Source organism: uncultured Anaerotruncus sp. (assembly GCF_902490045.1).
Classification (GTDB): domain Bacteria; phylum Bacillota; class Clostridia; order Oscillospirales; family Ruminococcaceae; genus Anaerotruncus.
The window spans coordinates 1-12,234 of the sequence record NZ_CABUCJ010000004.1; the positions used below are offsets into that span (position 1 = coordinate 1).

Annotated in this window: 12 protein-coding genes and 1 pseudogene; 12 read left to right on the forward strand and 1 reads right to left on the reverse strand. The window is 63.1% G+C overall.

The window, feature by feature from the left end:
- From RDM88_RS00860 to radA, 10 genes and pseudogenes are all read left to right on the forward strand, one after another.
- Positions 1 to 220: pseudogene (locus tag RDM88_RS00860) on the forward strand (YggS family pyridoxal phosphate-dependent enzyme); the annotation flags it as partial.
- A gap of 21 nt (positions 221 to 241) precedes the next feature.
- The gene (locus tag RDM88_RS00865) at positions 242 to 691 is read left to right on the forward strand and encodes a cell division protein SepF (protein ID WP_308752270.1); all 450 of its coding nucleotides are present in this window, start codon (positions 242 to 244) and stop codon (positions 689 to 691) included.
- Positions 691 to 1,452 (forward strand): YlmH/Sll1252 family protein, encoded by a 762-nt coding sequence (locus RDM88_RS00870; protein WP_308752272.1) that lies wholly within the window; start codon positions 691 to 693, stop codon positions 1,450 to 1,452. Before RDM88_RS00865 ends, RDM88_RS00870 begins: the two co-directional genes overlap by 1 nt.
- A gap of 43 nt (positions 1,453 to 1,495) precedes the next feature.
- Positions 1,496 to 2,242: a DivIVA domain-containing protein gene (locus RDM88_RS00875; protein WP_308752274.1), complete on the forward strand. Its 747-nt coding sequence runs from the start codon at positions 1,496 to 1,498 to the stop codon at positions 2,240 to 2,242.
- A gap of 45 nt (positions 2,243 to 2,287) precedes the next feature.
- On the forward strand, positions 2,288 to 5,086 hold the full coding sequence (gene ileS, locus RDM88_RS00880) for an isoleucine--tRNA ligase (RefSeq protein ID WP_308752276.1): 2,799 nt from the start codon (positions 2,288 to 2,290) through the stop codon (positions 5,084 to 5,086).
- Positions 5,087 to 5,156: 70 nt separating this feature from the next.
- The gene (lspA, locus tag RDM88_RS00885) at positions 5,157 to 5,660 is read left to right on the forward strand and encodes a signal peptidase II (protein WP_308752278.1); all 504 of its coding nucleotides are present in this window, start codon (positions 5,157 to 5,159) and stop codon (positions 5,658 to 5,660) included.
- Positions 5,653 to 6,576 carry an RluA family pseudouridine synthase gene (locus tag RDM88_RS00890; protein ID WP_308752280.1) on the forward strand — a complete coding sequence of 308 codons (924 nt, stop codon included), beginning with the start codon at positions 5,653 to 5,655 and terminating at the stop codon, positions 6,574 to 6,576. Before lspA ends, RDM88_RS00890 begins: the two co-directional genes overlap by 8 nt.
- The gene (locus RDM88_RS00895; RefSeq protein ID WP_308752282.1) at positions 6,573 to 7,385 is read left to right on the forward strand and encodes an HAD-IIB family hydrolase; all 813 of its coding nucleotides are present in this window, start codon (positions 6,573 to 6,575) and stop codon (positions 7,383 to 7,385) included. Before RDM88_RS00890 ends, RDM88_RS00895 begins: the two co-directional genes overlap by 4 nt.
- Positions 7,386 to 7,426: 41 nt before the next feature.
- Positions 7,427 to 8,179: an N-acetylmuramoyl-L-alanine amidase gene (locus tag RDM88_RS00900; RefSeq protein WP_308752284.1), complete on the forward strand. Its 753-nt coding sequence runs from the start codon at positions 7,427 to 7,429 to the stop codon at positions 8,177 to 8,179.
- Between the two features lie 15 nt (positions 8,180 to 8,194).
- The gene (gene radA / locus RDM88_RS00905; protein WP_308752286.1) at positions 8,195 to 9,580 is read left to right on the forward strand and encodes a DNA repair protein RadA; all 1,386 of its coding nucleotides are present in this window, start codon (positions 8,195 to 8,197) and stop codon (positions 9,578 to 9,580) included.
- Here radA and RDM88_RS00910 read toward each other — a convergent pair.
- Complete coding sequence (locus RDM88_RS00910; protein WP_308752288.1) at positions 9,554 to 9,739, reverse strand: hypothetical protein; 186 nt, start codon at positions 9,737 to 9,739, stop codon at positions 9,554 to 9,556. The genes radA and RDM88_RS00910 overlap by 27 nt on opposite strands.
- Before the next feature lie 210 nt (positions 9,740 to 9,949).
- On the opposite strand from RDM88_RS00910, the gene RDM88_RS00915 reads away from it, so the two are divergent.
- Both RDM88_RS00915 and RDM88_RS00920 read left to right on the forward strand, forming a co-directional pair.
- Positions 9,950 to 11,053, forward strand: a complete 1,104-nt coding sequence (locus RDM88_RS00915; protein ID WP_308752290.1) for an efflux RND transporter periplasmic adaptor subunit — start codon at positions 9,950 to 9,952, stop codon at positions 11,051 to 11,053.
- Positions 11,043 to 12,233 (forward strand): ABC transporter permease, encoded by a 1,191-nt coding sequence (locus RDM88_RS00920; RefSeq protein WP_308752292.1) that lies wholly within the window; start codon positions 11,043 to 11,045, stop codon positions 12,231 to 12,233. Before RDM88_RS00915 ends, RDM88_RS00920 begins: the two co-directional genes overlap by 11 nt.
- Position 12,234 lies beyond the last annotated feature (1 nt).

Here is a 12,234-nt window from a genome sequence, read left to right on the forward strand (position 1 = left end):
CCCGCCGGTCTGCGAAAACGACCTCGAAAGGGAACGTTATTTTTCCAGTTTGTATAAACTATTTGTTGACATCGGGCAGAAAAAAATAGATAATATCAATATGGATTTTTTGTCTATGGGGATGTCGGACGACTACCTGTTGGCAATCAAGCACGGCTCCAGCCTTGTTCGGATTGGAACCGCGCTGTTTGGGCGCAGGGCCTATGCCGGCCATCAATGAGAAACTGAGAGGGATGTTTTTATGGGACTTATGGATAAGTTCAAGAACTTCATCGGGATTCCGGAGGACGAGTATTACGAGGACGAGGACGTGGATTTCATCTCCAACGACAATCCCCGCCCCGAGCCCGTCCGCGAGGAGCCCGCGGTTCACGGAGAGAAGCGCGGCAACAAGGTTGTCAACATCCACGCGACCACCCAGCTTCAGGTGGTGCTCGTGAAGCCCGAGCGGTTTGACGATGCCTCCGCCGTGGCGGACCACCTCAACGACAAGCGCACCGTCGTGCTCAACCTCGAGTCGACCAACAAGGACGTCTCCCGCAGGCTGATCGATTTCCTCTCGGGCGTGGCCTACGCCAACAACGGCCAGATCAAGCGCGTCGCCAACAGCACCTATATCATCACTCCCTACAATGTCGACATCATGGGCGACCTGCTTGACGAGCTCGAGAGCAACGGCGTCTTTTTCTGATGGCTTTCGCGGCGGACAGGCAGGACCAGGCGTTCACCGCCCACATCCTCGACCTGTTTACCATTGCGCAGCAAAAATATGTAACGCGCTTCACCGGCTTCCTGGACATGCACCAGCTCGCGCTGGCGCGGCGGGCGGCCGCGTCCTGCGCGTATCCGAATCACTCGTTTTTCGGCGGGCATCCCGGCGGGGAACGGGTGATGCTCGGCGTTTTCGCCCCCTTCGAGGAGCCGGATGAGGCGGCGTTCCCGATCGTCCCGCTCACGCTCACCTTTCGGGCGGAGGACCCCATCGGCCACCGGGATATCCTCGGCTCCCTCACGGGGCTGGAGATCCGCCGGGAAGCGGTGGGGGACATCCTGATGGGGGAGGGGCTCGCCGTCTGCTTCGCGACCGACGCGGTCGCGCCCGTCATCCTGCATGAACTCACCAAGGTCGGACGCTGCGGCGTCAAGGTCCGGGAGGGGCTTCCCGAAACCCTGCCGGCGCTGCACCGCTATACCGACGTCCCCGTCAACGTGAGCGCCCTGCGGCTCGACTGCGTGGCTGCGGCGCTCCTCCGCCTCTCCCGCGAAAAGGCCGCGCAGGCGGTGCGCTCGGGGGCGGTGTCCCTCAACGGCGCGCCCGAACAGGAGGTCTCCCACATGCTCTGCGAGGGAGACGTGCTGAGCGTGCGCGGCTATGGGAAATATCTGGTCGCACAGGTGCTTTCGGAGACGAAGAAGGGGCGGCTGCACCTGCTGTGCAAAAAATATGTATGATCCGGTACGATTCCGATGAATGATATAAGGGGGATGTTCCACTGTGCTCAATCCAAACGAGATCGCGAACAAGCAGTTTTCCAAGGGGCGGGGCTACCGCATGGAGGAAGTCGACAGCTATCTGCGGCAGATTGCCAGCGACATCGGTGAACTGATAGAGGAAAAGCGGGACCTGGAAAAGAAGATGATGGTCCTCGCGGACAAGCTCGAGGAGTACAAGGAGGACGAGGAGAGCCTGCGCGCGGCGCTGCTCGGCGCCCAGAAGCTGGGCGGCAGCGTGGTGCGGGAGGCCAAGGCCAAGGCGCAGTCGCTTGTCGAGGACGCGGAGGTCCAGGCCGGCCAGATCATTGAAAACGCCAAGAAGGAGATCGAGCGCCAGCAGCAGGGCTTTGTCCGGCTGCAGCGGGAGGTCGCGACCTTCAAGAGCAAGCTTCAGCTCGTCTATAAGCAGCATCTGGAGCTCATCAGTTCGATCCCCGTGGACGAGAACATCGTGGAAGCGGCATTGAAGAAGAGCGCCCCCCAGCCCGAACCCCAGCCCCAGCCGGAGGAACCCGCCTACGAGGAGCCCGGCGACGAGCTGCCGCCTCCCGTCGAGCCGGTGGACGAGTATTCGGTTCCGCTGCCGGTCGACGCCCCGCTGAGTTACTCGGAAGAGCGCCTCGAATACAGCGAGGACGCCTATGAATCCGATCCGGAGCCCGCCCCCAAGCGGGAATCGCGGTTCGGGCCGCTCAAATTCGGCAAGGAATTCGACATCAAGCGCGACGACGACAAGCGCAGGAAATAAATTTCCGTCAAGATGAAATAGACAAAACAAGGAGAGAACAGTCCAATGTCCGAACAGGATTACAGCAAAACCTTGAACCTTCCCAAGACCGACTTCTCGATGAGGGCCGGGCTGCCGCAGAAGGAGCCCGGCATGGTCGAAAAATGGGACCGTGAGCGCCTTTACGAGAAGATGATCGAAAAGAACGAGGGCAAGCCGCTCTATATGTTCCACGACGGCCCGCCGTATGCGAACGCGAACATCCACCTCGGGACCGCGCTCAACAAGGTGCTCAAGGACATCATCGTCCGCCAGAAAAACCTGTCCGGATACAAAGCCCCCTACACCCCCGGCTGGGACACCCACGGCCTGCCCATCGAGCTCAAGGCAATCAAGGAGCTGGGCGTTTCGAGCGACATCACCCCGGTCGAGCTCCGGAAGGTGTGCCGTGATTTTGCGCTGCGTTTCGTTGAGAACCAGAAGCAGGAGTTCAAGCGCCTGGGCACCCTTGCGGACTACGACAATCCCTACCTGACCCTCAAGCCCGAATACGAGGCGCGCCAGATCGAAATCTTCGGCGCGATGGCCAACAAGGGCTATATCTACAAGGGCCTCAAGCCCGTCTACTGGTGCCCCCAGTGCGAAACGGCGCTTGCGGAGGCGGAGATCGAATACGAGGAGGACCCCTGCCGTTCGATCTATGTGAAATTCAACGTCATCGACGACAAAAACGGCGTGCTCACGCGCCTCGGCGCGGAGGACCTCTCCAAGACCTACATCGTCATCTGGACCACGACCACCTGGACGCTGCCCGGTAACATGGCCATCTGCGTCGGCCCTGCGTTTGAGTACTGCGTCGTGAAGGCGGGCGGCGAATACTACGTCATGGCCAAGGAGCTGGTCGAGGCGTCGATGAAGGCTGCCAAGATCGAGCAATACGAGATTCTCGGCACCTGCCTGGGCGAGGATCTGGAATACATCACCTACCAGCATCCCTTCCTCGACCGGCAGTCGCCCGTCATCCTCGGCGACCACGTCACGCTCGAAAGCGGCACCGGCTGCGTCCACACGGCGCCCGGACACGGCGTCGAGGACTTCGACGTCTGCGCGCAGCACTATCCCGAGATCGAAGTCGTCGTGCCGGTCGATAAATTTGGCAGGCTGACCGAGCTCGCAGGCGAGTTCGCGGGCCTTTCGACCGACGACGCCAACAAGGCGATCGCCCTTAAGCTGGAATCCACCGGCAGCCTCTTCGCGATGGAGAAGATCATCCACCAGTACCCGCACTGCTGGCGCTGCAAGGAGCCGATCATTTACCGCGCCACCGAGCAGTGGTTCTGCTCGGTCGACGACATCAAGGAGCAGACGGTGGAGGAGATCGAAAAGGTCCGCTTCATCCCCGAGTGGGGCCGCGGCCGCATGATCAACATGGTCCGCGACCGCAGCGACTGGTGCATCTCGCGCCAGCGTACCTGGGGCGTGCCGATCCCGATCTTCTACTGCAAAAAATGTGGAAAGTACCATGTCGACGAGGCGAGCATCGCGGCGGTCGCGGAGCTTTTCCGCACGCACGGGGGCTCGGACTCCTGGTACACCACCGATGCGAAGGACATCCTGCCGGAGGGCACCCGGTGCAAATACTGCGGCAGCGAGGAGTTCACCAAGGAAACCGACATCATGGACGTCTGGTTCGATTCGGGCACGTCCTACGCCTCGGTCATCCGCGACAACCCCGACCTGAACTGGCCGGTCGATCTCTATCTCGAGGGCACCGACCAGTACCGCGGCTGGTTCCAGTCGTCCCTGCTGACCTCGGTCGCGTGGCAGGGCGTCGCGCCCTACAAGACCGTCTGCACCCACGGCTGGGTAGTCGACGGCGAGGGCCGCAAGATGAGCAAGTCGCTCGGCAACGGCATGGAGCCCAGCGAGATCACCGATCAGTACGGCGCGGATATCCTGCGCCTGTGGGTCGCCTCCGCCGACTATCACGCGGACATCCGCATCTCCAAGGACATCCTCAAGCAGCTTTCGGAGGTTTACCGCAAAATCCGCAACACCGCTCGGTTCATCCTCGGCAACCTCTCCGACTTCGACCCCAACCGGGACCTCGTCGCGAAGGAGAAGCTGACCGGGCTCGACCTGTGGGCGCTTTCCCGCTTCAACGAACTCGTGAAGCAGTGCGCCGGGGCCTACGACCGCTTTGAGTTCCATATCATCTATCACGCGCTCCACAACTTCTGCACGATCGACATGTCGAACTTCTATCTCGACGTGATCAAGGACCGCCTCTACGTCGAGGCGGCTGATTCGGCCGACCGCCGCGCCGCGCAGACGGCGATCTATACGATCCTGCGCGGGCTCACGCTGCTCATCGCGCCGCTCATTCCCTTTACCGCGGAGGAGGTCTGGAGCTATCTGCCCGCCGACGACAGCTATGACGCCGGTTCGGTCATGTTCAACGAGATGCCCCGGGCGGTCGACGGCATGGTCGACGAGGCCTTCATGGAGAAGTGGGACCGCATCCACAGGGTGCGCGACGACGTGCTCGGCGCGCTCGAGGCGGCCCGCGCCGCCAAGACGATCGGCAAGTCGCTCGAGGCAAAGGTGTCCCTCCACTGCGACGGGGAGCTCCATGATTTCCTCGCCTCGGTCATGGAGGAGCTCGCGCCCGTCTTCATCGTCTCCGCCGTATCGCTCGAACGGGGCGGGGAAGGCGCGTTCAAGGGCGCGGTCGAAGGGCTTTCCGTCTCCGTCGCCCACGCGGACGGGGCGCACTGCCCGCGCTGCTGGGCTTACAGCGGTACGGTCGGTTCCGACCCGAAGCACCCCGAGCTCTGCGCGCGCTGCGCCGGGATCGTTGGTTAAACACGGTTAGAAATCAGTTTGCGGCGCTTAAATCCTTTAAGCGCCGCAAATTTCTGTTGGAGGACATTTTATGACAGCAATCGTTTTGATCGTGTCCGCGCTGCTCGTGCTTGCCGACCAGCTCATCAAGCTGTGGGTGCTGGGCGCCCTGCCCGGCGCGCCGTCGGTGACGCTCATTCCCGGACTTCTTCAGCTGACCTACGTGGAGAACCGCGGGGCAGCGTTCGGCATCTTCCAGGGGAGGGTGGGGCTTCTCTCGATCGTCACCCTCGCGGTCATCGCGGCGGCCGTATGGCTGCTCGTCCGCGGAAAAATCCGCCACAAGCTCGCGATGTGGAGCGTGGGACTTATCATCGCGGGCGGGCTCGGCAACCTGATCGACCGGATTTTCCGCACGTTTGTCGTCGACTATCTCGATGTGTCGCCGCTCTTCCGCTTCCCGGTCTTCAACTTTGCCGACTGCTGTGTGGTCGTCGGGACGATCCTGCTCGCGGTCTGGCTGCTCTTCCTCGAGGGCAGGGACAAAAAAGCCCCGCCCGCTTCGGAGGTCCCGGAGGGCGGGAGCGTTGAATAGGCGCTATTTCACCGCCGACGAGGCGGACGCGGGGGAGCGGGCCGACCGCTGGCTCGCGGAGGCGGCGGGGGACCTCTCTCGTTCCACGGTGCAGAAGCTGTGCGACGACGGAGCGGTCTTCGCGGACGGCAGGGCGATCCCCAAGAACTACCGGCTGCGGGGCGGCGAGGAGCTCGCCGTCGAGGTGCCGGACGCAAAGCCGCTCGACCTCGTCCCGCAGGACATCCCCATCGATATCGTCTATGAGGACGACGACCTGCTGGTCGTCGACAAGCCCAAGGGGATGGTCGTGCACCCCGCGCCGGGCAACTGGGACGGCACGCTGGTCAACGCGCTGCTCTTCCACTGCGCCGGGCGGCTCTCCTCGATCAACGGGGTCATCCGCCCCGGGATCGTCCACCGGATCGACAAGGACACGAGCGGCCTTTTAATCGTTGCGAAGAACGACTTCGCCCACAATCTGCTCGCGGAGCAGATCAAGGTGCACGGCTTTACACGCATCTATAACGCCGTCGTCTACGGCGGCTTTCCCGTCGAAGCGGGGACGGTCGACGCGCCGATCGGGCGGAATCCCTCCGACCGCAAAAAGATGTGCGTGACCGAGCGGAATTCCCGCCCCGCCGTGACCCACTACCGGGTAAAGGAGCGGCTTTCCGGGTTCACCGACCTGGAGCTGCGGCTTGAGACGGGGCGCACCCATCAGATCCGCGTACACATGGCGCACATCGGCCATCCCGTCGCAGGGGACCCTGTCTACGGGCCGAAAAAGGTGATCACGCGCCTCGGCGGGCAGTGCCTGCACGCCCGCGCGATCGGCTTCCTCCATCCGCGCACGGGGGAGTACCTCGAATTCACGAGCGATCTTCCAGCTTATTACACCTCGTTTCTCGACAGCCTGAGGGGGGACCATCCTTGACAAAACTTTCCGACCTGCTGCTGGTCAGCGATATCGACGGCACGCTGATGAACTTTCCCGCGCCCATCCCGGCGCGCAACATCAAGGCGCTGAGGCGTTTTACTGCCGCCGGCGGGAGGTTTGCCGTCGCCACCGGGCGCTCGATCGCCTCGGCGCGCCCCTGGGTGGAGCAGCTTCCGGTGAACGCGCCCTGCATCCTCTACAACGGCTGTGCAATCTACGACTTTTCCTCGGAAAAAATGCTCTGCGCGCATTATCTGCCCGCCGGATATCTCCAATATGTCCGCGCGCTGATGCGGGCGTTTCCCGACGCGGGCCTCGCGCTCATGCGAGAGCGGGAGATCGTCGCGCTCTCCGGAACCGGATATGTGCGCGAATACCTCGGCCGGGAAAATATGCCGATTGTCGAACAGGCGCCCGGCGAGGCGTGCGGCCCCTTCCTCAAGGCGGTCATGGCGATGCCTTACGAATGGACCGCGCGGGCTGAGGAATTCGGCAATGCGCAGGGCTGGGGGGACGTGCGGTTCTTCCGGACGGGCCGCCCATTCGTCGAAATGCTGCCCGCCAAAGCTGAAAAGGGAATCGCATTAACAGCATCGATGGAGCTGCTCGGCGTTTCCCCCGCGCGCACGGTCGCGATGGGGGACTACTATAACGACGCCGGAATGCTCGAGGCGGCCGGCTTCGCCGCCACCACGGCGGAGGCGCCCGACGCGGTGCGCTACCGCTGCCGGGGTATCTTCGGGCGCTGCGACGACGGCGCGCTCGCCGACCTCGTCGAAGAGCTCGAACGCCGCTATCCGGCATAATGCCCCGTCCCCTCCGCATAGATTGGAGCGGGGGGATGCGCATGAAATGGAAAAAATCGACGGCCGCGGCAGTCCTGCTCTTCGGGCTTGCGGCGGCTTCCCTGGCGGTGCATTCGGTGTCGGAGATCATGTCGGTCACGCCCGTCTTCGCCGGGGAGGAAGAGGGGCTGCCCACCATCGTGATCGACGCGGGGCACGGCGGATTTGACGGGGGCGCCACAGGCGTGGACGGGATCGTCGAAAAGGACCTGAATCTTTCGATCGCCCGCAAGCTCTGCGACCTCTTCACGGTGAACGGCTTCGACGCGGTACTCACGCGGGACAGCGACGAGACGCTTGAGGATCCGTCGCTCACGACCATCCGCAAGCGGAAAAATTCCGATATCCACAACCGCCTCGCGCTGGCGAAAAGCTACGACAACTGCATCCTGCTGAGCATCCACCAGAACAAGTTCCCACAGGCGCAGTATTTCGGCGCGCAGGTCTTCTACGGGCCGAAAAACCCGCAGAGCGAGGCGCTTGCGAAGATCACCCAGCGGCGGATGGTGGAGATGCTCCAGCCGGAGAACACCCGACAGCAGAAGCCCTGCGGGGACAGCGTTTACCTCATCTACAACGCCCCGATGCCCGCGCTGCTGATCGAGTGCGGCTTCCTCTCCAATCCGGACGACGCCTACAAGCTGATCGACGCGGACTACCAGAAAAGGGTCGCCTTTGCGATCTTTTCCTCGACGGCGGAATATCTCGGCCTTCAGACCCCGGCGGAGACGGCGGTCTACCGGGAACTCGAATAAAAAGGAATGTGAAGGATGGCTGTAACCAAAAATAAGAGCGTCTACGTCTGCCAGAGCTGCGGCTACGAGTCGGCCAAGTGGTATGGGCGCTGTCCCGACTGCGGCGAGTGGAACTCGATGACCGAGGAGATCCGCCAGCAGGTTTCGGCGGCGAAGTCCCGTTCGTCCGGGGGGAGCGCGCCCGCGGCGCGGGAGAGCGCGGTGAAAAAGCTCTCGGAAATTTCGTCGGACGACAGCCAGCGGTATGTCACCGGCGTCGGTGAGCTCGACCGGGTGCTCGGCGGCGGGATCGTCGCGGGGTCGGTGACGCTGCTCTCGGGCGACCCGGGCATCGGCAAATCCACGCTGCTGCTGCAAATCTGCGAGTACCTCTGCGAAGGGCTCAAAATCCTCTATGTATCGGGGGAGGAGAGTGCGCGCCAGCTCAAGCTGCGCGCCAACCGGCTGGGCGTCACAAGCGGCAACCTCTATATCTGCGCCACGACCGACGTCGAGAGCGTGCTCGAGACGGTGCGGCGGCTGTCGCCCGACATGGTGATGATCGACTCGATCCAGACGATGACCCTGGCCGCGCTCACCTCGTCGGCGGGCAGCGTGACGCAGATCCGCGAGTGCACCCAAGTACTCATCGGTATCGCCAAGAGCATGGAGGTTCCCGTTTTCATCGTCGGTCACGTCAACAAGGACGGCGCGATCGCTGGTCCGAAGGTGCTCGAGCACATGGTGGACGCGGTCCTCTACTTCGAGGGGGAGCGCCAGCAGAACTTCCGCATCCTGCGCGCGGTCAAAAACCGCTACGGCTCCACAAACGAGATTGGCGTCTTCGAGATGGCGCAGGACGGCCTGCGGGAGGTCCCGAATCCCTCCCAGATGATGCTGTCCGGCCGCCCGAAGGGGGTGTCCGGGACCTGCGTGGCCTGCGTGATGGAGGGGACGCGCCCCATCCTCGCGGAGGTGCAGGCGCTCGTCTCTAAGACGGGGTTCGGCAACCCGCGGCGGCAGGCGGCGGGGTTCGATTATAACCGCGCCGCGCTGCTCATCGCGGTGCTGGAAAAACGCTGCGGGTATTTCTTCGGAAATCTCGACGCGTACATCAATGTGGTCGGCGGACTCAGGCTGGACGAGCCCGCCGCGGACCTCCCGGTCGCGATGGCCCTCATCTCCAACCTGCTCGACAAGAGCGTGCCGGACGATCTGGCCGCCTTCGGCGAGGTGGGGCTCGCGGGGGAGGTGCGCGCGGTGGGGAGCATCCAGCAGCGGGTCAGCGAGAGCTACCGGCTCGGGTTCACCACCTGCGTGGTGCCAAAGCACTGCGTGAAGCAGATCGACCCGCGCGGGATGCCGGAGCTCAACCTGATCGGGGTGCAGAATCTTTCACAGGCCATCGCGGTCATCCGTTAGTTCGGCGTAGGGATCGGTGCGGGTAAAGTAGCCGCAGCCGTTTCCGTCGCAGCTGGTGATGTAGCTGATGTCGTCGAGCGAGCAGTAGCCCTGCTGCTGGTAGTAACAGTCCTTGTCGCAGGGGATGAGCCGCGCCTTTCGTTCCTTGGGACTTGCCATGAAACTCACACTCCAAACACAGATTCTTCATTTGCGCGCCGCGCCGTTTCCGCAGCGGTGCGGCAGCCATTAGTATCACCATTTCAGCGCCGATTAAGCACGGCAAATCCTCCGGGCGCGGAGAATAAAACCCCCGTCGCGGACGAACACTAACTTCGTAATTTTTGATGAAGTTGGATCGGATGTTCGTCCGTGATGGGGGTTTCGCCATTGATTTTTAAACGTATCGCCGCGCTGCTGCTGGCCGCCGGCTCATTCGGCGCGGCCGCGGCCGCGCCGCTGGTTGTCCTGCGCGCCGTGCCGACGGTGGCGTGCATTACGCCGCGGGAAACGCTCTATGAGAAGCGCATCAACGCCACCGGCACCATTGAAGCGCAGAATGTGCGGGAGGTCTATCTCGACACGCCGGTCATCGCGCAGGCGGTGAACGTTTCGGTGGGCGACTGCGTGCGACGGGACCAGGTGCTCGCCGTCATCGACGCGGACACCACCAAGAGCGTGCTGGAACAGAGCATCCCCGCGTCGAGCCTTGTTTCGAGCCTGGCCGCGGGCGCGATTACCCAGGAGACGGCGGATTTGGCGGGGCTCTATTCGGCGCTGCAGTCCTCCGCGTTCGGCACGGGACTGGACCTCGGCAGCCTGCAGGAGGTCTATGAGGCGGCGGGGGGCGTCCCGGTGGAGCAGAACCCCTACCTCTATGTCCCCGAGACAATCACCGCGCCAATGGACGGCATCGTGACCGAGGTGGGCATCAAGAGCGGCGTACTCTCCCGGACGGCGAAGCCGGTCGTCACCATCTCAGACACCGGTAGCTTCGCGGCGATGGTCACAGTGGGAGAGTCGTACATCTCGGACGTGAAGGTCGGGGATCCGGCCGTCATCACGGGCACGGGCTTTCCCGGACGGGAATATACGGGGCATGTGCGGAAGATCGCCCCGGTGGCCCGCAAGCTGACGGGCGGCACCGCGCAGGAGACGGTGGTCGACGTGGAAATTGCGATCGACAACCCGGACGACGATCTCAAGGCGGGCTTTACCGCGCGCGCGGAGATCGTCACGGACACCCGGCGCACGATGCTGACGGTGCCGTATGAAGCGGTGCGGCAGGATGAAAACAACGTGGAATACGTCTACCTGGCCCAAGGCTCCCGCGCCGTGCGGCGGGATATCCGGACGGGGGTCGAGCTACTCGAGGGCGTCGAGGTGACCGAAGGGCTCGGCCCCGCGGACGTGCTGCTTGCCGACGCGTCCGCGGCGGGGAAGGAAGGGGCTCTCGTGAACCTGCAGAGGGGGGAGCGGCAGGATGTTCTTTGACAGCTTCGTCTGCAGCATCCGCAATCTCGGACGCAAGCGGTTCCGCAGCTTTCTGACGATCGCAAGCATCGCGATCGGTGTGGCCTCGGTCGTATTGATCGGCTCGATTGGGGAGATCGGCAAGGGCGCGATCACCGACGAGCTCAATTCGCTGGGTCTCGGCAGCGTTACGGTGAGCGCCGATAAAAAGTTTACCAGCCTCAAAATGGACGAGGGGGATCTTGCGCTGCTCCGCCAGAGCCCGCAGGTGGAGAGCGCCACTCCGATCGTCGTCAGCTACAGCAGCATCCGGATGCGCGGGCTTGTGGCCAACGCGGTGCTGTGGGGGGTGGACGACGGAAAGACCCAGGTGATTTCACTGACGCCGAAATACGGGAGGATGCTGGACGCCGCGGACGTGGCCGGGGCGGCGGACGTCTGCGTCATCGACAGCAACGTGGCCGAGCTCTTCTACAAGCGGGACAACATCGTCGGGAAACACCTCGACGCGATGATCGGCGGCAGCTATGTGCGCCTCGAAATCGTTGGGATCGCCTCGTCGGGCGGAAACATCCTGCAAAACATGGTGGGGGACGTGATCCCCTCCTTCGCATACCTGCCCTATACGACCGTCCAGCGGTACACGGGGGAGGATTCCTTCGGGCAGATCGCCGTCACCCTGCGGGACTCGGCGGATATCGACGCGGCGGCCGAACAGCTCAGCGCGTCGGTCAACCGATTCCACAACATTGAGCGCGGCTTTAAGGCGGAAAACATCTCCAAGCAGAAGGACACTCTCGACAACCTGCTTGGCGTGGTGACCGTCGTGCTCTCGGCAATTGCGGCGGTGTCGCTCGTGGTGGCGGGGCTGGGAATTATGACGGTGATGATTGTGTCGGTCAACGAGCGCACCCGGGAGATCGGCATCAAAAAATCGATTGGCGCGACCCGACGAACCATCCTGCTCGAATTCCTGATCGAGGCCTTTACGATTTCGCTGATCGGGAGTATCATGGGAGTGGCGGCAGGCCTTGCGCTTGTTTGGGCCGGTTGCGCCCTCATCGGTGTGGCCATGTCGGTGAACCCGGCGCTCATCGCGGTGAGCGTCGCGCTTACGGTCGGCATCGGCGTGGTGTTCGGCGTCTACCCGGCGACGATCGCCGCGCGCCTGCGCCCGGTGGACGCCCTGCGGACCGAATAAA